Below are 21,501 nucleotides of genomic sequence, written 5' to 3' on the forward strand. Positions count from 1 at the left end.
GGTGTCCGCATCGCGCCAGTTGCCGTTGGTTCGCCGCTCGCCACCACCGGGAACAAACCGGTGCCGTGACATCGCCAACAGGTAGGGTTGGAGCCAACCACAAACTGGTGAAAAGGAGTGTCGGACTTGGTAACTCGAACCGCCCGCACGTTCAAGTCGGCATGTTCGGTGGCCGCTGCGGCGGTCGCGGTTGCGGCAGGTGTGCTGTCCACCGCCGACGCACCGCGCGCCGCCGCCGCACCCGCCGGTTGCCCGGACGTGGACATCATCGCCGTCCCCGGCACCTGGGAAACCTCCCGCGAGAATCCGCGCCAGGGCATGCTCTCCCTGGTCACCCACGGCTTGCCGGGTACCGTGCGCACCGACTACGTCAGCTATACGGCCACCGCGCTGCCATGGGAGGGCGAGGTGTACGGGCAGTCCAAGCGCGAGGCGCTGAACAATGCGCGCGCCCTGCTCGCCGATGTCGCGGCCCGCTGCGACACAACGCGTTTCGCACTGCTCGGTTACAGCCAGGGCGCCGACGCGGCCGGTGACCTCGCCGCCGAGGTCGGCACCGGACACGGTGTCGTATCGCCCGACCGGGTGATCGCCGTCGGCCTGCTCGCCGATCCGCGCCGCTCCCCCGCCGACGACCTGATCGGCCCGCCGGTGCGCGGCGCGGGCGCGGGCGGTGCGCGCATCGGCGGCTTCGGCTGGCTCACCCCGAAGGTACGGACCTTCTGCGCCGAGGGCGACCTGTACTGTTCGGTGCCCAACGACGACCTGGCCGGCCGCTTCGCCGGATTCGCCGCCCAGCTCTCCGCGCCCGACCCGCTGCAGATCGGCAACTACGCGCAGACCCTGCAGTCGATCCTCAACGACGCGCTGGTCCCCGGCGGCCAGGCCATTCTCTCCGCGCCCGCCGACAATCCGGCGAGCGAACAGTGGAAGAAGCAGATCCAGGATTTCCTCGCCTCCGGCGCGCACCAGTCGTATCCGAACTACGTGGTCGACAGCAGCGGCACCACCGCGACCGGCTGGCTGCACAACTGGCTCGACGGCCTCGTGCGCTGAGCCGCGCCAACAATTTTCACGATCGCGGCCGCCGGTGCACACGCACGGCGGCCGCGGTCGTATCCGGGAAATCCCCAGATGTCCGATCGACCGCCGGATGGGTAGAGTCGGACCCATGTGGAAACCTCGGTTCCACCCCGGTCGAGCAGTCAGCGCGGCGGTCCCGGCCGCAGTGGCCGCCTTCCTCGTCGGATCGATAGGCTGTGGAACGGTCTCGAGTATGCAGACATCGGAAAAACCAAGCGACGCAGCGCCTCCCGCCGTCGTACGGGTCGAGCTGAACCAAACCGGCGGATTCGCCGGCGTCGACGAGGTCTACACCGTCGACAGCGGGGTCGCCGATCAGCGCCGCGACCAACTCTTCGATATGGTTGCGGGCCAACAGTTCCGCACGCTGAACCAGACCTACTCGGTCCCGAACAAATGTCGTGACCAGTTCTTCTACCGCGTCACCGTGACCTACTCCGACTCCACCACAAAGGAAGTCAGCACCGACGATTGCAGCCAGTCGCCGCAGCTGCTCACCGATGTCCGCACCCTGATCCGACAGATCGGCGTGCACCACAACGGCAGATAGATCCGGGTACCATTTTTCCAAGCGCCGGAATACGTTGCGGCGCGACGATACTCGTCATGAACATAGTTGACGATGTCCGGATCGGCGCGTTCGTATTCACCAGCCGGTACGACGGGCAGTCGGCCGCGGAGGTGCTGGCGCGCGGCGTTGCCACCGCACAGGCCGCCGAGGCGGCCGGATTCGACGACATCTGGGTCACCGAACATCATTTCGTGCCGTTCGGGGTCAATCCGTCCGCACTGACCTTCGCCGGATATCTGCTCGGCCGGACCAGCACGGTGCGGGTCGGCACGGCCGTCACCGTGCTGCCGCTGCATTCGCCCGTGCACGTCGCCGAGCAGGCCATGCTGCTCGATCACCTGTCCGGCGGCCGCTTCGATCTCGGCATCGGCCGGGCGCAGCCGGTCGTCGACTACGAGGTCATCGGGCGCGGCGTCGAATACTGGCGGCGCGGCCTGCCCGAGGCGCTCGATCTGGTGACGGCCGCGATGTCCGGGCGGGTGTCCGCCGACTCCGACCTCTACCGCTTCCGCGAGGTGCGCCCCGAACCCGGGCCGGTCCCGGGCCGGTCGACCCCGATCTATCTGGCCGCGAACGCACCGACATCGGTGGAACTGGCCGCGACCCGCGGGCTGCCGATGCTGCTGTTCTTCGACAAGGACGCCGAGACCAAGGCCGCGATGGTCGCCGAGCACGCGCGCATCGCCCGCGCGGCGGGCCACCCCGACACCGAATACGCCCACGGGACAGCACTTTTCGCACATGTGGCCGACGACCCGGACGAGGCGGAGCGGGTGATGCGCCGGGCCGCGCGCGAATTCGTCCTCGCCAACCAGCAGTACCAGCCGCTCATCGAGGCGCCGCAGCGGATTGATCGCAACGCCCCGGTGGACGAGGTCGCCGACCGGTTGGCCGCGGCCGCGCTGGCCGCCCATCCGGTCGGTGAGCCGCGGGTCTGCGTCGAACGGCTGGTCGAACAGATCCGTGGCTCGGGCTGTCGCCGGGTGCTGTGCCAGGTGGAGATCGCCGGGGATCAGGACAGCGTGCTTGCCAATATCAAGCGGATGGGCGAGGAGGTGCTGCCCGAGGTCCGCAAGCGCCTCGGCGCGGGCTGAACTACGCCGAAAACGGGTACCCATGGGGTATGGCAACTCAACCGCCCGCATCGGTGGACCCGTTCGGCCCCGAATTCCTCTGGGGCGTAGCCACTTCGGGTTTCCAATCCGAAGGGCACGCCCCGGACAGCAACTGGGTGCGCTACATCGCCAGGTCGGGTTACGAGGCATACGGTGACTCAATCGATTTCTACGACCGGTACGGCTCCGATCTGGCGCTCGCGCGCGCGATGGGGCTCAACGTATTCCGGATCAGCATCGAATGGGCCCGGATACAGCCGCAGCCGGGACAGTGGGACGAGGACGGATTCCGCTTCTACGATTCGCTGCTCGACGCGATCGCCGCCGCGGGCATGCGGCCGATGGTGACGCTCGATCACTGGGTGTATCCGGGCTGGCGGGCCGACCGGGGCGGCTGGAACGACGCGGGCATGGTCGACGACTGGCTGGCGAACGCCTGCACCGTCGTCGACCGGTACGCGGCGCGAAAACCGCTGTGGGTCACCGTGAACGAACCCGTCGCCTATATCGTGCACGAGGAGCAGCAGACCGGCGTCACCGGGCCGGTCATCGAGGAGCGAATCGCCGCGGTGCACAACGGGATACACGACTACATCCACCATGTGCAACCGGATGCGTTGGTCACCAGCAACATCGGCTATGTCGCGGGCAGCGAGACCCAGGTGAACCAGCCGGTGGTCGACCGCATCAAGGACCGACTCGACTACATCGGCGTCGACTATTACTACGGCGCGGACGATCCCAACGCGCCGCCGCCGGGCGACCGCCAAATATGGGAGCTGCCTTTACAACCCGAGGGCGTCTACTACGCACTGCGCCACTACGCCCGCCAATTCCCCGGCAAACCGCTCTATGTCGTCGAGAACGGCATGCCGACCCAGAACGGCCAACCGCGCCCCGACGGCTACGACCGCGCCGATTATCTGCGCGATATCGTCTACTGGCTGCAGCGCGCCCGCATGGACGGGATGAACCTGATGGGCTACAACTACTGGAGCCTCACCGACAACTACGAATGGGGTTCCTACACACCGCGTTTCGGCCTATACACGGTGAACGTCCGCACCGATCCCGCGCTCACCCGCACCCCGACCGACGCCGCCGACGCCTACCGCACCATCGTGCACGCCGGCGGCGTCCCCCGCGACTACCTGCCGACTCGCCCGCCACTCGCCTGTTCGTACGTCGACCCGCCGAGCAGCTGCGATGATCCGGTCACGCTGCCGCCGTGCGCGGTGCTATAGATCGCTCGGCAGCAAGCTGGCGTGATCATCGATCTGCTGAACATCCACCTCGTCGCCCGGCAGCAAGCTGGCGTGATCATCGATCTGCTGAATACCGGCGTGATCCGTCGGCAGCAGGCTGGCGTGATCATCGGCCGCGGCGACACCCGAGCCGACCAGCAGTAAACCGCCCGCCGCCCCAACCAATACGAGCGCCTTCAGATTCTTCATGAATTACTCCCTCTCACAAGATAATTCACAGTTGTCGACGGCAAATCGACCGTCGAGTCATGGTTTTATCAAGGATGTGGGGCACTCGCCGCGGCCGTGTTCCCAGAACTGAGAGGTCGCCCGGCGACGCCGCCGAGCGACCGATGAACTCGCTCAGGCCGTTCGGGCCGTCACCTCGCCCGCGCGGCTCGTCGTCTCGTACGCCTCCACGTCGAACTTTCGCACCAGCCGCCGGAACCGGAAGCTGAAATCCGGCCACAGCGTGGTGTTTTTGCCGTTTTCGTCCAGGAACCAGCTGGTGCAGCCGCCGGCGAGCCAGATGCTGCCGTCCATCATCCGCTGCACCTGCCGGGTGTATTCGGTTTCCAAATCCTTTCGCACCTCGACCGTCCGCAGACCGCGTTCGGCGACCGTGGCGACCGCGTCGACGATGTAGTTGATCTGGGATTCGATGGTGTAGATCGATGAGGTGTAGCTCAATCCGGTATTCGGGCCGAGTATCACGAAGGCGTTCGGGAAATTGGCGACGGCCGTACCCTTATAGGCGTGCGCGCCCTCGGCGGCGTATATCTCGGCCAGCGTGCGGCCATCCCTGCCGCGGAACAGATCCCAGGTCGGCGAGTTGGTGACCCGGAATCCGGTGGCCAGCACGATGGCATCGGCCGGGCGCTCGGTCCCGTCCTCGGCGACGATCGAATTCTCCCGGATCTCCTTGATACCGCCGGTGACCACCTCGACATTGTCGCGGCCGAGGGCCGGATAGTAATTGTTCGAGATCAGCATGCGCTTGCAGCCGAGGCGGTAGTCCGGCGTCACCTTCCGGCGCAGCGCCGGATCACGGATCTCCAGCCACATCTTCACCCGCGCCATGAATTCGTAGAGCACGGCCAGCCGCGGATATTTGGTCTGCCCGAAGACGAACAGTTCACGATTCGCGTAGATGGCCGCGCGCAACAGCCGTTGCAGGCCGGGTACGTGTTTGAAGGCGAAACGCTCCAGCGCGAAGTATCCGCGATCCAACCGCGGCAACACCCACGGCGCGCTGCGCTGATACACGTCGAGCCGCGCGGCGTCGGGCGCGAGGGCGGGCACGATCTGAATCGCCGACGCGCCGGTGCCGACGACGGCGACCCGCTTACCGGTCAGCTCCGCTTCGTGATCCCAACGAGCGGAATGGAATATCTTCCCCTCGAATGTGTGAATTCCCTTGATATCCGGTAATTTCGGCTCGCAGAGCGCCCCGACCGCGGATACCGCGATATCGGCCGTGAACGGGCCCTGGCTGGTCTGGATCTCCCACCTGGCATCCGCCTCGTTCCACTGCGCGTCCAGCATTTCGCAGCCGAAGACGACCTTCTCCCGCACCTGATACCGGTCGGCGATATCCCGCAGGTACTGCTGGATCTCCGGCTGCGGTGAAAACGACCGCGTCCATTCCGGATTCAGCGCGAACGAATACGAATACAGATGCGAGGGCACATCGCAGGTGGCGCCGGGATAGGTGTTGTCGCGCCAGGTTCCGCCGACGTCGTCGCCCCGCTCGAGGATCAGCAGGTCGGTGAATCCGCGCTCGATCAACCGAATTGCCGTACCGAGTCCGGCGAATCCGCAACCGACGATGACGACATGCGCGTGGCGCGCGGTGGTCCCGTGCCCCTCTTTGATAACTTGGCCACTCATCTGGGCCCCCTCACCGGGATTGTGGATGGATTCGTTGCCGGACTCGTGAATCGGTCATCGCGATTCGTAGATGCGTTTGTGCCCGGAGATCGCGGCGAGCCGGAACGGGCGTCCGGTCTCCTCGGGGGTCGCGTGATACATACCGTCCGAAGGCGATTGGGCCTCGTGCAATTCGCGGTAGTGGTCGTAGTCGAGCGGCGCGCGGGTTTCGATGGCCTGCCGGTTGGCCTCGGTGCGCAGATGTTCGCGGTAGCCGGGTTCGACTGTGCCGCTGAAGAATTCGGCGACGCTACCGGATCCGTAGCTGATGAACGCGAGCGGTTTTCCGGTGAGGTCGTCGGCATTGTCGAGCAGCGACGCGAGCCCGAGGTACAGCGATGCGGTGTAGCTGTTGCCGACCGTGCGGTTGTAGCTGGTGGTGTGGCGGATCACCGCGTCGATCTCGGCCGGATCGGCGGTGTGGCCCTGACTTTCGAGCAGATGCCGATGCGCCTTGTACGCCATCTTGGTGAAGGGCTGGTGATAGCAGAACGCGGCGAATTCGGTGAGATCGCGGCCGCCGCGCCGCCGGTAATCGGTCCACGCCTCCTGCGTCGCCTTCTGATAGGCGTTCACCGAGGTCTTGCCGTCGACCATCGCGGCGGTCCGGTAGTTCGGGCGCCAGAAATCCATGATGTCGGCGCTGTACAGACCGGAGTGCGGTTCCAGGCGCAGAATCGCCGGATCCGCGCTGACCAGCATGGCGACCGCGGCGGCGCCCTGCGTCGGTTCACCGGGGCTGTCGAGTTCGTATTTCGCGATATCGGCGGCGATCACCAGCACCCGCTGCGACGGGTCGCGGGCGATGAGGCCGGCGGCGAATTGCAGTCCGGCGGTGCCGCCGTAGCAGGCCTGCTTGAGCTCGACGACGCGGGCGGTATTGGGCAGACCGATCAGCGGATGCAGATACAGGCCGGCGGCTTTGGATTGGTCGACACCGCTTTCGGTGGCCAGCAGCACGGTGCGGATGTTGTCGACGCCGTTGCGTTCGAGAATCGGCTGGGCGGCGGCCGCGGCGATGGTGACGATGTCCTCGTCGGCGGCGGCGACGCTCATCTTGTCCTGGCCGATGCCGAGATAGAACTTGTCCGGATCGACGCCGAGGCGTTCGGCGAGCACGGCGTGGTCGAGCGCGTAATGCGTTGTGGCGAAGGAGAGGTCGTGGATGCCGAGCGGAATCGTTGTCATGGCTGTACTCCGTTGCTTGCGGTGGACCGTTCGAACTGGGTGTGGGCGCGCATCAGTTCGCCGCTGTTGGTTTGCGCCGCCATCAGCGACAGTTCGCCGCACAGCACGGCGGCGGCGGCGATCACGGCGAGCCGTCGGGCGTTATCGCCCGGATCCCGATCCTGGCGGCAGCCGAGGCGGGTCAGGTTCTCGTCGACGAAACCCAAATCCTTGCCGTTGCCGATGGTTCCGACGATGAGGTTCGGCAGCGTGCACGAGAAATACAGGTCCCCCGCGCGGTCCTCGGCATGCGTTATGCCCTGGGATCCTTCGACGATATTCGCTGCGTCCTGCCCGGTGGCCAGGTAGAACGCCAGCAGCATGTTGGCGTAATGCGCGTTGGCGGAACGGATTCCGCCCGCCAGCAGCGTGCCGATGAGGTTCTTGCGGATGTTCAACTCGACCACCTGTCGAGCGGTGGTGTGCAGTCTCCTTTCCACGATGTCGCGCGGTATCAGCAATTCGGTGACGACGTTCTTGCCGCGCCCGAGGATCCCGTTGACGGCCGTCGCCTTCTTGTCCGTGCAGTAGTTTCCGGAGATCGAGACGTAGCGCAGGCCCGGCCGCGTCGCCAGGATGTGGTTCATCAGGTGGTCGCAGGCGAGGGTGACCATATTGTGGCCGGAGGCGTCGCCGGTGGTGAATTCGAAGCGCAGGAACAGCAGATTCCCGGTGATCTGATGATGCAGATCGATGAGGCGGGCGAAGCGGCTGCTGCCCGCCGCCACCTCTTGTAGTTGGGGGAATTGACTTTTCAGCGTTTCGACGGCGGTGTGCGCGGCGTACGCGTCGTCGGCCTCGAGCAGGATCGAGCGGGTCATCCGGTCGTCGACGAGGGTGGCGACCACACCGCGTTCGGTCAGCGTCGAAATCCGCGCGCCGCGACCGACCGAGGGCCACAGCGGTGATTCGTAGGTGGCCAGCGGGATGTCGACGGAGTCGTCGACCACATTGCCGGTGATCCGGACCGGACCGACCCACCGCAGCGGAACAGCCGCACTGGAGATGTCGTCAGTGTCTTTCATGGATGCGCCCTAACCCCTATCCTTTTCGTTCCACCACAGGCTGCGATGGGCATAAGCGGCGGAATCTATGCCGCGCACCCGGCAGAAGGTCTCCACCTCGCCGGTGATCAACAGATCGCTGCCCGCCAGATCCGCCGGTGTCGGCGCGCCGAGCACGGTCAGGATCTGCCGCAGCTGCGTCAGCCAGGTGCGAATCATCTCGACCAAGGCTTCGGCGCCCTGGCCGACGACCGTGTCCAGGAATCGGCCCGCGACCCCGGTCGCGTTGGCGCCCAACGCGAGAGCGCGGGCGATATCGAGGGGTGAGCGGATGCCGCCGGAGGCGAAGATATCGATGCCGCCGATACCCGCGCAGTCGAGCAGGCAGTTGGGCGTCGACTGCCCCCAATCCTCGATGAAGGAGAAATCGCCCGCGCTGCGCCGGTCGTTTTCGATGCGCGCGAAATTGGTGCCGCCGCGCCCGCCGACATCGGCGACGGCGACCCCGGCGTCGCGCAACCAGGTGACGGTGGGCCTGCTGAGCCCGAACCCGACCTCCTTGACGATCACTGGGATCGGCACCGCGGCGGTGATCTCCTCGATCCGGCGCGGCCACGACCCGAAATTCCGGTCGCCCTCGGGCATTACGGTTTCCTGGACCGCGTTGAGGTGGATCTGCAGGGCATCGGCCTCCAGCAGATCGATCGCCCGGCGCACCTGATCCAGCGTCGCCGTGGCATTGACGTTGGCCATGACGAAGCCGTGCGGATTCTCCTGCCGCAGTATCCGAAAGGTGTCGGCGACGGCGGGTTCGCGGAAGTAGGCGCTCATCGATCCGGACGCGATCGGGATGCCGGTTTCCCGCGCGGCGATGGCCAGCTGGCGGTTGATCTCTCCGGTATTCGGGCTGCCTCCGGTCATACCGTTGACGAACAGCGGTGTGTCCCAACGCTTTCCGGCGACGTCGACGGCCAGCGAAACATCACGCCCGTCGATTCCGGCGAGGGCGTGGTGGATGAAGGTGATTGAGTCGAAGTCGTTGCGGCCGTTACCGGTTCGCTGCTGCCGCACGGCGTGACGGACGTGCTCGTCCTTGCGGTTGGCCGGATCCCCTTGCGATACCGTGTTCATGTGCGGTCCCCTTCGAATGGGTGCGTCCGCAGCGGCAGCGGCCGGATGCCCGCGGTGACCCAGCGGTCGGTGAGTTCGGTGCTGGCGCCAGGGTCGATCAGCGCGATACCGCAGTCGCCGCCGCCCGCGCCGGATGGTTTGGCGGCGGCGCCCACCGCCTCACCCGCCTCGCACAGCGCCCGCAGTCGCGGTGTCATGATGCCGAGCTGGGCCGAGGTATCGAGATCGATCAGAAGCGTTCTGGCGCGGCGGATTTCGGCGCTGATGCCGATCGGGTCGTCGGCTTCGATCGCGGTGACGAGCCGCCGCACGCAGTGCTCGCTGTGCCCGAGAAAGGCGGTGTGGTCGCGGCTTTCGCGGAGCCCGGCGACCAGCTTCGGTGTCGACGCGGGCGTTCCGGTCCAACCGACCCGCATGGCAAGGCTTTTCGGCGTAGGCAACGGTCGCACCGATAATCCGGGCCACGGTTCGCCGAGTGTGGCCTCGATCCCTTTGCGCGCGGCCAGCTCGGCGACCAGGCCGCGGTCGGGTGAACTGTAGGCGAGCCAGCCGCCCCAGGTGCTCGCCGCGACATCACCGCCGGAGGCGCGCGGATTCACCGAGATGGTGGCCAGCATCGCCAACCGGTACCGGTCCATCGGGCCGAGATCGAGCCGGTGGAACGCATCCAATGCCGCTACGGTCGCGGCGGTGACCGCGGCGCTGGATCCGAGACCCAATTTCGTGCCGTCGTTGTCGGCGAGGTCGGTGCTGATGCTCAATTCATAAGGGCGCTGGCCGATTTCACGCTCGATGAGCAGCTGGTCGACCGCCGCGGCCGCCGCGAAGACGTATGCGAACGCCGCGGGCACGGTGGCGTCGGCGGTGAGCGGGACAATGCGGTCGCCGTCGCGGCGGCAGGAAAGCGTCGCGCCGCCGTCCAGTTCGGTATGCAGTGTGGTCTCGCCGGTGGTCTCGGCAATGGTCGCGGTCGCATAGCGGTCGACCGCGACGAGGACCGCGCTGTGCCCCGGCTCGACCACCGCGTATTCGCCTGCGATGAAGAGCTTTCCGGGGGCGCGACAGGTGATCATCGGTCGCCGCCGGGGACCAGGGCCGCACCCGGCCCGAGATGCGCGACCCGGGTGTCGACGAAATCGCCGACCTCGCGCAGCGCGGCGTCCACCCGCGGAGTATCCGAACGCGCGCACAGCACAGTGACATTCGGTCCCGCATCGATCGTCGCGTACGCGGCGACACCGTCGGCCCGCAGCGCCAGCACGCGGTCCAGGATCGCGACCGACTGTGGCGAGAGGTACCGGATCGACGGCCGCGCCATGAGCATGCTCGCATGCATGCCGAGCGCGTTGCGCTCGGCGATCTCCCCGACCGCGGACAGCTCCCGGCGCGCGATCGCCATGCGCATCTCGTCGAGATCCACCGCCGACGCCTCGGCCCACGGCCGATAGAACGGTGAGGTCGCGCAGGTCAGCCGCATGGCATCGCGGCTGGACACCGCCTTGGCCGCATTGTCGACGACGGCGACCACCAGGGCCGGATCCAGCACGTCGCCGTCGATCGGTTCCGCGTACGAGCTCCGGTCGCCCGCCTCGCCGTCGCCTTCACCCGCATGCCACACCACGAACCCGCCGAAGATGGACCGGCATGCCGATCCGGAACCGCGGCGGGCCAGCCGGGACAGTTCGCGGCCGTCGACGTTCAGACCGTACGCGGCGGCCGCCGCGGCGGCCAGCGCGGCGAAACCGCTCGCCGAGGAGGCGAGGCCCGCGCCGGTCGGCCCGGTGTTGGTGGAGATGACCTCGGCGCGTTCGTCGCGTCCGGCCTTGCCGCGAATCATGTCGAGGAATCGCTCGACGCGGCTGTGTGCCGTACCGGTGGCGGTATTGCCGTTGAGCACAACGACATCGGCCGGACCCGCGGTCAATCGCACCGTGGTGGTGGTCGGGTAGATGTCCAGGGTCATCGAGAGGCTTCCGGTGACCGGAAGGAACATCGATTCGTCGCGCTTGCCCCAATACTTCACCAGGGCGATATTCGGATGTGCGACGGCAGTGCCCTCGTCGCGGATCCGGGGTGCGGCCGCATCTGCTGCTGGCATGAATGTCATTGGCGGGTATCCGGTTTCGCGTGAGATCGGGAAATTGTCATGGCCGCACCGCCCGGGTCGGGACGAGCCAGGTGCGTACCGCGCCCGCCCGCCGCAGCGCCTCGCTCACCCGTGCCGCGTCCCCGGTTTCGGCGAGCGCGATGACGCAGCCGCCGAGGCCGCCGCCGGTGAGTTTCGCGCCGAGCGATCCGGCGTCGTGCGCCGCGGCGACCAGGGCGTCGATTTCGGGTGTGCTGACGCCGAGTTCGCCGAGGATGCATTGGAATTCGCGCAGCGCCTTGCCGAGCGAGGCCGCGCGCCCCGCCGCCAGATCCGCCGCGGCGGACCAGGTCAGGTCCGCCGCGCGCTCCAGCAATCGCTGCGCGGCGAGCCGGTCGCCGTCCAGCCTGCGACGCACGGCGGCGACCGCGCGCTGGGTGGCGCCCGACGTTCCGGTGTCGGCGAGCACCAGTTTGGCGTCCAGGCCGATCTCCAGCGCGCGAGTCGCGCCCGCGTGGAACCAGATGGGCGCGTTCGCGAGTACGGTGCTGGCATCGACGCCGCTGGCCCTGCCATGCGCGAATTGTTCGCCGCACTGCACCAATTCGTAGAGCGATGCGGCGTCGAGGGTCCGGCCGTGCAGATCGGCGACCGCACGCACCGCCGCCCCGGCGCAGGCGGCGCTCGAGCCGAGACCGCGGGCGGGCGGAATCGCGCAATCGACGGTGACCTCGACGGTCTCGTCGCCGATTCCCCACCGCCGCAATGCTTCTCCCACCGCGACCTGCGGCCCGGACAGCGTCTGGGCCGCGGCGGGCGCATTGCCGGCGATGAAGCGGAAGCGCCAGCCCTCGGGCGATGTCCCGATATCGACGGTGGGCGCCTCTCCCGGATCGCTCACCCGGGCCGCCGCGCGCACCGCCAGGGTCGGCAGCGGAAACGCGATGGCGGGCGTGCCGTGCACAACGGTGTGTTCGCCGAGCAGGATCGCCTTGCCGTGCGCGCCACCGGCGCCGACACCGGCGACCGGATGTCCGCTCTCGCGAACACCGTTACTGTTCACGTCGATTCACCTCCATACTCGGGCAGGTTCCGGCGTCGCGTCCCGCGCTGCGATGCGACGGCGGATCGGGTTCACCCGCACGGCGCGCTGACACGCCGCGATGGACAACCCACTTGGATTCTGTTGCGAGCGCGCGTACTTCATCAATCGGACGTGGCCGAACTCACCGCAGGCGCCGTCGGCGGCGATGGGTCACGGCCGCTCGGCCGAACGGCGGAAAACGTTCTCCCGCAGCCGGATTCGCGCCGAAGCGCCGAGGGGTGACGGGAAGAAGGCGGGCACCCGCTCGGCATAGGCGCGGTAGGCCGCACCGAAGCGCGCGACGAGATCGCGCTCCTCCAGGAAGGTGCCGAGCAGGATGTAGCCGGTCAGCCCGAGCGCCCACAGCAGATGCCCGGCCGTGAACACGCTCGCACACCAGAAGCTGAGCAGCAGGCCCGTCATCAGCGGGTGCCGCACCAGCCGGTACGGTCCGTGCACCTGCAGCCGGTCGGCGGTGGCGTCGGGCACCCGGGTCACGTACTGGCGGTAGGCCTGACGGATCCCGAGCAGGTGAAAGTGATCCAGCAGCAGGGTCGCCGCGTAGACCAGCACGAAACCCAGCCAGAACCCGACGTCCAGTACCGTCCCGACCACACCGTCGGCCGACCAGATCCGGTGTGGCAGCGGCTGCCAGCCGAGGCACAGCAGCCACACGGCCAGACAGGTCATCACGATGTAGCCGGTGCGTTCGAGGGCATCGGGCAGCCGGCGGGTGATGAACGCCTTCACCGAGGGCCGGGCCATGACCGAATGTTGCATGCCGAACAGCGCGAGCAGCAGCACATCGATGACGACCGCCGGACCGGTCGACAGATGCGGCCCCCTGTCGATCGTCTTCGGCAGCCACCAACCCCCGGCGAACAGCAGGAACAGCGGAACGGTTATCCCGGCGAAGCCGTATACGGCGAAGGCGACCAGGAACGGGACGAGCCGGCGGCGGTCCGTCAGCACGTCCCGGGCCTGATGTTGTGCGGTGGTCAGATCCATGCGAACCACGGCAGGTACCGGGCGCGGACGGTACCCTCCTCGATGCGCTTTTCCAACTTGGCCTTCCAGCGCTCGCCGTAGGACGCGTCGAGGAAGCCGCCCGGCAACGCGACGCGCCATGCCGAGTTGATCGTCATCCAGTAGGGCACGACGACACCCGCGTCGACCTGCCGCATGAAGTCGAGCTTCTCGGGGATCTGGCTCCAGTGCACGCCCGGGTAGCGGTGGTGCACGCTGTGGTAGCCCTGGTTGAAGATGAAGAAGTTGAGGATGTTGCCCGCCGTGTTCAGCGATTTGCTCGGGTCGTCCTCGTAGCCCCTGGCCGGGGCGTGGGTCAGCCAGGCGAAGTAGCCGGAGTTCACCTGGGTGATGAGGAACGGCACGAACCAGAAGAGCAGGAACCGCTCCCAGCCCGCCACGTAGCAGATGCCGACCGCCACCGCGAGCGTCAGCGTGAGGTCGATGATGAACTGGTAGCGGCGTTTACGCCGGTTGTCCGACGGGTTCGCGGCGAAGATCATCCGAACGGTGTGGCTCTTGACGACCGTGCCGTACCGGAACCAGTACCAGACGGCGCGCAGCCCGGAGTCGCGTCCCTCGGTGGAGGTGACGTCGCCGGGTCCGTCGTTGAAGCGGTGATGGTTGAGCACGTGCACCTCGCGCATCTCCGCCGCCGTCAAAGTGGCGGGCAGACAGCACATGACGTCGACGACACGGTTCATCCGCCGCGATACGAACAGCGGCCGGTGCGTATGCATGTGCAGCACGCCGATGGTGAGCGAGAAATTCGCCAGCGTCAGCAGGATGATCAGCGGCACCGCCAGGTACCACTCGGTGGCGGCGGGCACGAACAGACCGAAGGCCAGCAGCGCGAGCCAGCCGACGATATGCAGCAGCGGGCCGATATTCGCCGGATGCTCCAGCTTGAACACCCTGCGGCTGAACGGGATTGCTTCCGACGACGCGGCGGGCGTCTTGTCGCCGGGACGGATCGGCGCGGTGGTCATGGGCGATCTCCTAATGTGATGGTGACAAGAATTCGGGGTGACGCATCGGTCACTAGGGCACCGTCCTTTCTGCGGGGTTCTTCGAAGGAGTCGGAAGTCGTTGTCCTGCACGATCTTCCGTGGTCATCGGCTCGAGTGCGGCGAGTTGGAATCGCTCGGCGAGCGCCAGCATCTCCTGGGCCCCGCGCGGTGGCAGCCGCTCCAGGGCGCCGAAGGCCAGGTGATCGGCGATCATCATGGTGCGGATATCGGCGTCGGGCAGTTTGCCGGTGAGCGGCGCCTCCGGCAGCCCACGCACGAGCGCGAACGTGGTGTCCACGATCAGCGGCATCACCGCGGGCGCGAGCGCGCCGGGATCGACCGCACCGAACACTCCCGCCTGTTCCGGTCCCGCGCCGAGTTCGGGCGCGGTGTCGAGCACCCGGTGGATCGCACCGTCGGCGCAGCGCCGTACCCGATGCAACATCCTGGTCCAGTAGGCGGGCGACCAGGCGGCCAGCGCGGCCGCGGCGACCGGCCGCCGGTACGGCACCGGAGCCCCGACCGCGGTGCACAGGAACGCCGATGTCGTGATGGTCATATACGCCATCGCCGCCCGCGCGCCGCGGCTCGGCGTGCGCCTGCCCAACCGGGCCAGCAGGGCGAAGCCGCCCAGTGCGGGCGCGAGCAGTTGCAGCATCACCGTCCTGGTGAGCTCCGCGCGGTCGGCGACGCCGTATATCTCCAACTCACCGTCTCGCAGGTCGTTCGCCGATTGGGCGATGACGCCGACGCATGCGGTCAGCTCGCTGAGATCGGCCTCGGTGAAGGCGCCCGCGGCGACCAGCGAGCACGCGTAATGCGTCACCCGCCCGAGCACGCCCTCGCTGTAGACCACCCGGGACAGCGGCGTTTCGAGGTTGCGCGCCATCACCCGCCCGATATCGAGCAGCATCGCGCCGACCCGGTCGCGTGCCGCGGCGGGCAGCGCCGAAACGAGCGCGCGGACGTCGTCGACCCGCTCGGCCAGCACCAGGTCCACGGCCTCGCTGTCGCGCACCGCGACACCATCCGGCGGCGGTGGCGGTGTTTCCGTTGCGCCGCTCAGGTATTCGGCGGCGGTGCGGACGGCGCTGCTGGCCAGCGGACGGTCGATGAGGTCCTCGTACGCGTCGAGCACACGGCAGGACAGCAGGGCCGCGGTGGCCTCCGCGCGCAGATCCGGCGGGAGGAATCCGATCGCGATGCCCATATTCCTGGCCGCCGGGATCAGCGCGAGCCGAGCCAGCTCTCCGGGCGATCCGGCGGCCCGCAGCGCGGCGAGGTCGGGTGCGCGGCGCAGGTCGCGCAGGCCGCTGACGAGTATGCGGAACCGGTTCATCGGGTGATCACCTGCTGCGCCAGGTCGCATAGATCATCGCGCGCCGGGGTCGGCGGGAATACGTCCAGTGCCCGGCAGGCCGTCTCGACGGCGCGGACCGCGGCATCGCGCGCCGCGCCCATCGCCCCGCTGCGAACCAGGTCGGCCTGTAGCTCGGCGCTGGAAGTCGCTGCGGAGAGCCACATTTCGCGGGCGTCGGGTCTGATGGCGAGCCATTCGATCACCGGCCAGGTCGGCACCCGGCGGTCCAGATCGCCGCAGGCCTCCTTGCCGAGCGCCGGATCGCCCTCGACATCGCGCACATCGTCCATGATCTGGAAGGCGAGGGCGAACTGTTCGGCGTATTCCATCAGCGTGCGCAGCCGATCATGGTCGACGCCGCCCGCCGTGCCGCCGTACGAGCAGGCCAGCCGGAACAGCGTGCCGGTCTTCGCGGCCGCGACGAGTTCGTAATGGCGGCGCAGGGTGACATCGTCGACCTCGGGCGCCATCGTCTCGACGAGCTGCCCGGCCGACAGGTCCGAAATCCGGTCCAGATAGGTGACGCCGGGCGCCTCGCCGAGGCGCGCGCACACCACCGGATTGTCCGCGAGCACCCGCGCGACGACCTGTAATGCGGTTCCCGCCATGTGGAATCCGGCCCGCGCCGCGGTGCGGACACCGAATTCGGCTGGCACCGAAGGGGAATCGCGGCGCAGCAGCGAGCCATCACAGATATCGTCGTGTACCAGCGATGATTCGTGGAACATCTCCATCGCACAGGCCAGGTCGATCGCGTCGGACCGGGGTACCGCGACCGCCGAGGGCAGCAGGCGGTGACAGTCCAGGACGAGGCGGGCGCGGACGCGTTTGCCGGGGGCGGCCAGGATGTGCCGGTAGATGGCGTCGAAATCTCCTCCGGTGAGGAGGATTTCGTGCAACCGGTCGGTGATGGCGGACGGTTGGAAGATCTCGGCGGCGGGTAGTTGCCCGTTCGGCGCGGTGGTGCGGATGGGGCCGCCGGCAACAGTTTGCGCGGTGCTGGACCGTCCGGACCGGGCTGCCACCAGGCGAGCGTTCTGACGGTGTCCTGGCGATAACGTGGAATCGTCCATGGCGGTGAGCTCCTTTGGCGTGATCACGGTGGCCGAGTCGGGCGCGCGGCGGGCAGCGATAAGCCCGGCGGGCGTTGGTTTGGATTCGAGGTGACCCTCCGGTGGCCGACCGCGCTGTCGGTACCGTGACGCCGGTCCAGCTCGAAGGCCTCGATCAAGTCGATGGCTTGGTCGGCGTTCGTAAATCACATGGCAGCAACAACATTCACTTTACAACAAAACTATTTCATATGGCAGCAACAAGTTTCACAAGCACGCTGCAAGTATTAACGAGATGAATACGCCCCCTCGCGATGTAATCTTCGACGGAAGGTCGGATCGGCGGTTGTGCAATCTGCCTGATCGTCAACGATTCCGGAGTCACCGCGATGGTATCGCGGAATCCCGCCCGTCGCCCAGCTGGTCAAGCCGAATCAACGGAATCGTCGGCAGCGCGGCTACCTCTGTGCCTCGGTGGCGGTAGGTCGAATTGTCCACGCGTCACCAACGATTCCAAACATCATCGCCTCCCAGCGTGAATCGGGCAGCCGTCTAGCTGACTAGACTAGCTCCGAAACTCGTTGCCGTAAATAATGATTCGGTTGTGACTTCGAGTCAAGTATGCGGGGTTCCGATAGTGACACAGCCTAAGCCCGCGGTGGGACGGAGCCGTCTTCTCAGACTTCTCGCCACCGCGGTTCACGGGTACGGGTATTCCGTTGTCATGCATACAGGTATCACATTCTCGTCAGATCGGCGACAGTTACGGATCATCGAATGATGGTTGTTTCCATCATGTTTCCGGGGCCTGACGGGATCATCGGACGACCGCCTGCACGGTGGGGTTCGGCGACGCCATCGTTCCGGGCCGCCGCACCGGCACCCCGATTGACGTGCTCGAATCCATCGGCGGCACAGCGTCTTTCACAAAAGATGCCGATACCGCCGGTATCTGCAAGTATCATCTCGCGAGGGCGTCTCGCGGCACGGATAGCGAGAGAGGTTGAGCCGCACGGAAATCGCGAGCGCCTGAGTTCGACGCGACTTCAGCGGAGGTGTCGAGTATCCCGAAGGCTTCTGGAAGTCCTTGCCGGACAATGACGGTGACAGCATCGAGATCACCGCCGCTGTCTATGCCTTGACGTATCATCGATACTGTTCCGAACGTGCCCGAGTGAATATACTTGCGCGCCCGGACTTTCCGAATCTTCGCCGGGATTTTCGAGCAGAATTATTCGGTATATCCGCGAAATCCGCTGCCCGCGATCACTTCACCGCTCCGCATTCGCATCGGTGCGGTTCGTCGCGATCGTTGTGCGCGGCAATAGGCGTACCTCCGCATTTAGGAGGCTCTCGGCCCCGAAACTCCCTCCTCGCCTAGGATCTTCGCAACATTGCGGCAAGAGAGGACACCGGATGCGAACCGGCCTATTGGACCGACTCGGCACACTCGTGCTGCGATTCCGTTACGTGGTGGTGGCGATCTGGTTGCTCGCGGCGGGAATACTGAATCTGGCCGTGCCGCAACTGGAATCGACGGTCTTCGACCACTCCACCCCGATGATTCCGCGGGATACGCCCGCCGCCCGGGTGCTGCTGGAGATGGGTAAGCAGTTCCACGAGTCCACCGGATCCGGCACCGCCTACCTGGTGCTCACCCGCACCGATCCGCTCACCGACACCGACCACGCCTACTTCGACAAGGTCGTCGCGGCGCTCGACGCCGACCGAGGGCACGTCGAATCCGTGATGGATCTGTGGTCGTCCCCGGTCACCGCCGGATCGGTCGTCAGCGCCGATAAGAAGGCGGTGTACGCGCAGATCCGGCTGGCGGGCGATACCGGAACCACTCAGGCCGCCCGCTCGCTCGACGCGGCGCGCGCCGCGGTGGCGTCGGTGCCGCGCCCCGCCGGTCTGTCGGCCGACATCACCGGGCCGACACCGACATTCGCCGACGAACTCGACGGAATCCATCACGCGCTCGCCATCATCACCCTGCTGACCGTCGGGCTCATCACCGTGCTGCTGATGGTGACCTACCGATCGCTGTCAACCGCCATGGTCGCCCTGCTCACCATCGGGCTCGCGCTCGGCACCGCGCGACCACTCGTCTCGCTGCTCGGCGCCAACGGACTGCCGACATCGATCTTCTCGGTGGCGCTGCTGTCGGCGATGATCCTCGGTGCGGGAACCGATTACGCGATCTTCCTGATCAGCCGCTACCACGAGGGCAGGCGCGGTGCGCTGCCCCCGCGCGAGGCATACCGGGCCGCCTACCGCCGCATCATGCCGATCATCCTCGCCTCCGGCCTCATCGTCGCGCTCACCTGCGCGGCGATGACGGTCACCCGGATCGGGGTCTTCCGCACCATCGGCATCCCCTGCTCGGTCGGCGTGCTCGTCACCATGGTCGCGGCGATGACGCTGACGCCCGCGCTGCTGATGATCGCCGCCGATCGCGGTCTCGCCGAACCCACCGGCCGCGGCACCGCGGGGTACTGGCAGCGACTGGCCGACGCAATCACCGCCCATCCCGCCCGGATGCTCGCCGCATCGCTCGCCGTGATCGCCGTCCTCGCCGCGATCGCGCCGACGCTGGCCATCAGCTACGACGAACGCGCGACCCAGCCGTCCGGCACGCCGAGCAATCGCGGATATGCCGCCGCAGCAGCGCATTTCCCCGCCAACGAACTGCTGCCGACCTTCGTGCTGATCCGGTCCGACCACGATATGCGCACCTCCCGCGACTACGCCGCGATCGAAACGCTCGCCACCGAGATCTCCCGGCTGCCCGGCGTCGCCTCGGTCCGGTCGGTCTCCCGGCCGCTCGGCGTCCCGATCCCGGAGGCGGCGGTCACCACGCAGATCGGCATGGTGAGCGACCGACTCGGTTCGGCCGCAAGCCAACTCGCCGCGGCGCGACCGCAGGTGCAGCAATTGTCCGGCGGCGTAACGCAATTGAACGACGGCGCGCAGGCGCTCGCCACCGGCCTCGGCGGTCTCGCGGCCGGTTCCGCGCAGGCCGGGCAGGGTTCGGCACAACTCGTCGACGGATCGCGCACCCTGGCGGGCGGTATCGACCGTCTCGCCGCGGGCGCGGCCGACCTCGACTCCGGGGCCCAACGCCTGCGCGCGGGCAGTGCCGAACTGGCCAATGGCGTGGATGCGGCACTGGCTCCGGTCCAGGGTCCGCTGTCCGCCATCGACGGCCTGCGGGCGCTCGTCGCGGGCGATCCGCACTGCGCGACAACGCCGTTGTGCGCCGCCGCCCAGGCCGCGCTCGCCGCCTTCGACAGCAGTTCGGTCGGCGCCGCCGTCGGTGAGCTCGGCCGCCTGCGCGACGGCGTGCACGCGCTGTCCGACGGCCACGCCCAGCTGGCGGACGGAATCGCCCAGCTGCGAGCGGGAATCGGTACCGCACAGACGGGTTCGGCGGCGCTCGCCGACGGTCAGGCCCGGCTGAACCGGGGCATCGGCGATCTCGGCGCAGGCATCGGCCAGGCCAGAACCGGCGCCGACGCCCTGGCCACCGGAACGGGCCAGGTGCGCGACGGCGTCACCCAGATGACCCAGGTATACGACCAACTGCCCGCCGGACTCGATCAGGCCGTCGGCTATCTGAGCGAACTGCGCGACAATCAGACCATCGCGCCGGATGCGGGCGGCTTCAACCTCCCCAGTTCGCCATGAGCAACCAGGATTTGGCCGTCGCGTCCAAGTACTACCTCTCCCCCGACGGACATTCCGCGCGAATGATCGTGATCGGCAAGGCGAATGCGTTCAGCGCCGAGGGCATGGGGCTGGCACAGCGGGTGACCGATGCCGCGCGAGCCGCGGCCGGACGTACCCCGCTGTCCACCGCGACGATCGAAACCACCGGTCTCGCAGCCACTTACGCCGATCTGCGGACCATGTCCATCCGCGACCTGGCGACCATCGTCGCGGCGGCATCGGTGCTCATCCTGCTGGTGCTCGCGGTGGTGCTGCGCAGCCTGGTCGCGCCGCTGTACGTCTTCGGGACCGTGCTGCTGTCCTATCTGGCGGCGCTGGGGCTCAGCGTGCTGCTGTGGCAGCACCTGCTGGACAAACCGCTGCACTGGACGGTGCCATCGATGTCGTTCATCGCGCTCACCGCGGTCGGCGCCGACTACAACCTGCTGCTGATGTCGCGGGTGCGCGACGAGCTGCGCGCCGCGCCCGATGCGGGCCTGCGGGCGGCCGTCGCCAGGGCGCTCACCCGCACCGGTGGTGTAATCACCACGGCCGGAATCGTTTTCGCGCTCACCATGGTGGCGCTGATGTTCTCCGACATCACCAATATCGCCCAGATCGGTTTCACCATCGCGATCGGGCTGCTACTGGACACGCTCGTGGTGCGCACGGTCACCATCCCGGCGATCGCGCTGCTGATCGGACGGTGGAACTGGTGGCCGGGCCGGATTTCGAATAATCCGGCCGAACCACAAATTCAGGACTCGTGTTCCGGAACATTCCGATGAATTCCTCCCAGGATTTTCACAGATTCCGGTAATTGCACAGTGGCTTCCCAACAAATGGGGAATTCGATGGAAATGGGGAA

At 67.3% G+C, this 21,501-nt stretch carries 19 protein-coding genes; 7 read left to right on the forward strand and 12 right to left on the reverse strand.

What is annotated here, in order from left to right:
- Positions 1 to 126: 126 nt before the first annotated feature.
- The 4 genes from F5544_RS24825 to F5544_RS24840 all read left to right on the forward strand — a co-directional run bounded on the left by F5544_RS24825 (position 127) and on the right by F5544_RS24840 (position 4,013).
- Positions 127 to 1,056 (forward strand): cutinase family protein, encoded by a 930-nt coding sequence (locus F5544_RS24825; RefSeq protein WP_167475411.1) that lies wholly within the window; start codon positions 127 to 129, stop codon positions 1,054 to 1,056.
- Positions 1,057 to 1,276: 220 nt separating this feature from the next.
- Positions 1,277 to 1,633: a protealysin inhibitor emfourin gene (locus tag F5544_RS24830; RefSeq protein ID WP_167475412.1), complete on the forward strand. Its 357-nt coding sequence runs from the start codon at positions 1,277 to 1,279 to the stop codon at positions 1,631 to 1,633.
- Positions 1,634 to 1,689: 56 nt separating this feature from the next.
- Positions 1,690 to 2,748, forward strand: a complete 1,059-nt coding sequence (locus F5544_RS24835) for an LLM class flavin-dependent oxidoreductase (RefSeq protein WP_167475413.1) — start codon at positions 1,690 to 1,692, stop codon at positions 2,746 to 2,748.
- Between the two features lie 29 nt (positions 2,749 to 2,777).
- A complete protein-coding gene (locus tag F5544_RS24840) occupies positions 2,778 to 4,013 on the forward strand; it encodes a family 1 glycosylhydrolase (protein WP_167475414.1) in 1,236 nt (411 codons plus the stop codon).
- Here F5544_RS24840 and F5544_RS24845 read toward each other — a convergent pair.
- From F5544_RS24845 to F5544_RS24900, 12 genes are all read right to left on the reverse strand, one after another.
- Positions 4,008 to 4,223 carry a hypothetical protein gene (locus tag F5544_RS24845; protein ID WP_167475415.1) on the reverse strand — a complete coding sequence of 72 codons (216 nt, stop codon included), beginning with the start codon at positions 4,221 to 4,223 and terminating at the stop codon, positions 4,008 to 4,010. The genes F5544_RS24840 and F5544_RS24845 overlap by 6 nt on opposite strands.
- A gap of 153 nt (positions 4,224 to 4,376) precedes the next feature.
- Entirely contained in the window at positions 4,377 to 5,903 is a 1,527-nt protein-coding gene (locus F5544_RS24850) for a flavin-containing monooxygenase (RefSeq protein ID WP_167475416.1), read from the reverse strand.
- 54 nt (positions 5,904 to 5,957) lie between these two features.
- Positions 5,958 to 7,130, reverse strand: coding sequence for a hydroxymethylglutaryl-CoA synthase (locus tag F5544_RS24855; RefSeq protein ID WP_167475417.1), 1,173 nt, complete (start codon positions 7,128 to 7,130; stop codon positions 5,958 to 5,960).
- Positions 7,127 to 8,194: a hydroxymethylglutaryl-CoA reductase gene (locus F5544_RS24860; RefSeq protein WP_167475418.1), complete on the reverse strand. Its 1,068-nt coding sequence runs from the start codon at positions 8,192 to 8,194 to the stop codon at positions 7,127 to 7,129. The genes F5544_RS24855 and F5544_RS24860 overlap by 4 nt, the downstream gene beginning before the upstream one ends.
- 9 nt (positions 8,195 to 8,203) lie before the next feature.
- Positions 8,204 to 9,304 (reverse strand): type 2 isopentenyl-diphosphate Delta-isomerase, encoded by a 1,101-nt coding sequence (fni, locus tag F5544_RS24865; protein WP_167475419.1) that lies wholly within the window; start codon positions 9,302 to 9,304, stop codon positions 8,204 to 8,206.
- Positions 9,301 to 10,377: a phosphomevalonate kinase gene (locus F5544_RS24870; RefSeq protein WP_167475420.1), complete on the reverse strand. Its 1,077-nt coding sequence runs from the start codon at positions 10,375 to 10,377 to the stop codon at positions 9,301 to 9,303. Before F5544_RS24870 ends, fni begins: the two co-directional genes overlap by 4 nt.
- Positions 10,374 to 11,402 carry a diphosphomevalonate decarboxylase gene (gene mvaD / locus F5544_RS24875; protein WP_342760381.1) on the reverse strand — a complete coding sequence of 343 codons (1,029 nt, stop codon included), beginning with the start codon at positions 11,400 to 11,402 and terminating at the stop codon, positions 10,374 to 10,376. The genes F5544_RS24870 and mvaD overlap by 4 nt, the downstream gene beginning before the upstream one ends.
- Positions 11,403 to 11,448: 46 nt before the next feature.
- On the reverse strand, positions 11,449 to 12,453 hold the full coding sequence (gene mvk, locus F5544_RS24880) for a mevalonate kinase (protein WP_238846644.1): 1,005 nt from the start codon (positions 12,451 to 12,453) through the stop codon (positions 11,449 to 11,451).
- Positions 12,454 to 12,645: 192 nt separating this feature from the next.
- A complete protein-coding gene (locus tag F5544_RS24885; RefSeq protein WP_167475422.1) occupies positions 12,646 to 13,482 on the reverse strand; it encodes a methyltransferase family protein in 837 nt (278 codons plus the stop codon).
- On the reverse strand, positions 13,473 to 14,489 hold the full coding sequence (locus tag F5544_RS24890; RefSeq protein WP_167475423.1) for a fatty acid desaturase family protein: 1,017 nt from the start codon (positions 14,487 to 14,489) through the stop codon (positions 13,473 to 13,475). Before F5544_RS24890 ends, F5544_RS24885 begins: the two co-directional genes overlap by 10 nt.
- Before the next feature lie 52 nt (positions 14,490 to 14,541).
- A complete protein-coding gene (locus F5544_RS24895; protein WP_174867399.1) occupies positions 14,542 to 15,849 on the reverse strand; it encodes a hypothetical protein in 1,308 nt (435 codons plus the stop codon).
- Positions 15,846 to 16,895 (reverse strand): polyprenyl synthetase family protein, encoded by a 1,050-nt coding sequence (locus F5544_RS24900; protein WP_238846645.1) that lies wholly within the window; start codon positions 16,893 to 16,895, stop codon positions 15,846 to 15,848. The genes F5544_RS24895 and F5544_RS24900 overlap by 4 nt, the downstream gene beginning before the upstream one ends.
- A gap of 149 nt (positions 16,896 to 17,044) precedes the next feature.
- Here F5544_RS24900 and F5544_RS24905 point away from each other — a divergent pair, with 149 nt between their 5' ends.
- The 3 genes from F5544_RS24905 to F5544_RS24915 all read left to right on the forward strand — a co-directional run bounded on the left by F5544_RS24905 (position 17,045) and on the right by F5544_RS24915 (position 21,421).
- Entirely contained in the window at positions 17,045 to 17,221 is a 177-nt protein-coding gene (locus F5544_RS24905; RefSeq protein ID WP_167475425.1) for a hypothetical protein, read from the forward strand.
- A 1,117-nt stretch (positions 17,222 to 18,338) separates the two neighbouring features.
- On the forward strand, positions 18,339 to 20,612 hold the full coding sequence (locus F5544_RS24910; protein ID WP_167475426.1) for an MMPL family transporter: 2,274 nt from the start codon (positions 18,339 to 18,341) through the stop codon (positions 20,610 to 20,612).
- Entirely contained in the window at positions 20,609 to 21,421 is an 813-nt protein-coding gene (locus F5544_RS24915; protein ID WP_167475427.1) for an MMPL family transporter, read from the forward strand. Before F5544_RS24910 ends, F5544_RS24915 begins: the two co-directional genes overlap by 4 nt.
- Positions 21,422 to 21,501: the final 80 nt, after the last annotated feature.

The organism is Nocardia arthritidis, assembly GCF_011801145.1.
GTDB classification, from domain to species: domain Bacteria; phylum Actinomycetota; class Actinomycetes; order Mycobacteriales; family Mycobacteriaceae; genus Nocardia; species Nocardia arthritidis_A.

Excerpts from the sequence above, each read along its gene's own strand:
- F5544_RS24830 (WP_167475412.1), top strand. The coding sequence starts at position 1,277 with ATGCAGACATCGGAAAAACCAAGCGACGCAGCGCCTCCCGCCGTCGTA.
- F5544_RS24835 (WP_167475413.1), top strand. The coding sequence starts at position 1,690 with ATGAACATAGTTGACGATGTCCGGATCGGCGCGTTCGTATTCACCAGC.
- F5544_RS24840 (WP_167475414.1), top strand. The coding sequence starts at position 2,778 with ATGGCAACTCAACCGCCCGCATCGGTGGACCCGTTCGGCCCCGAATTC.
- F5544_RS24845 (WP_167475415.1), bottom strand. The coding sequence starts at position 4,223 with ATGAAGAATCTGAAGGCGCTCGTATTGGTTGGGGCGGCGGGCGGTTTA.
- F5544_RS24850 (WP_167475416.1), bottom strand. The coding sequence starts at position 5,903 with ATGAGTGGCCAAGTTATCAAAGAGGGGCACGGGACCACCGCGCGCCAC.
- F5544_RS24855 (WP_167475417.1), bottom strand. The coding sequence starts at position 7,130 with ATGACAACGATTCCGCTCGGCATCCACGACCTCTCCTTCGCCACAACG.
- F5544_RS24860 (WP_167475418.1), bottom strand. The coding sequence starts at position 8,194 with ATGAAAGACACTGACGACATCTCCAGTGCGGCTGTTCCGCTGCGGTGG.
- fni (WP_167475419.1), bottom strand. The coding sequence starts at position 9,304 with ATGAACACGGTATCGCAAGGGGATCCGGCCAACCGCAAGGACGAGCAC.
- F5544_RS24870 (WP_167475420.1), bottom strand. The coding sequence starts at position 10,377 with ATGATCACCTGTCGCGCCCCCGGAAAGCTCTTCATCGCAGGCGAATAC.
- mvaD (WP_342760381.1), bottom strand. The coding sequence starts at position 11,402 with ATGCCAGCAGCAGATGCGGCCGCACCCCGGATCCGCGACGAGGGCACT.
- F5544_RS24885 (WP_167475422.1), bottom strand. The coding sequence starts at position 13,482 with ATGGATCTGACCACCGCACAACATCAGGCCCGGGACGTGCTGACGGAC.
- F5544_RS24890 (WP_167475423.1), bottom strand. The coding sequence starts at position 14,489 with ATGACCACCGCGCCGATCCGTCCCGGCGACAAGACGCCCGCCGCGTCG.
- F5544_RS24895 (WP_174867399.1), bottom strand. The coding sequence starts at position 15,849 with ATGAACCGGTTCCGCATACTCGTCAGCGGCCTGCGCGACCTGCGCCGC.
- F5544_RS24910 (WP_167475426.1), top strand. The coding sequence starts at position 18,339 with ATGCGAACCGGCCTATTGGACCGACTCGGCACACTCGTGCTGCGATTC.
- F5544_RS24915 (WP_167475427.1), top strand. The coding sequence starts at position 20,609 with ATGAGCAACCAGGATTTGGCCGTCGCGTCCAAGTACTACCTCTCCCCC.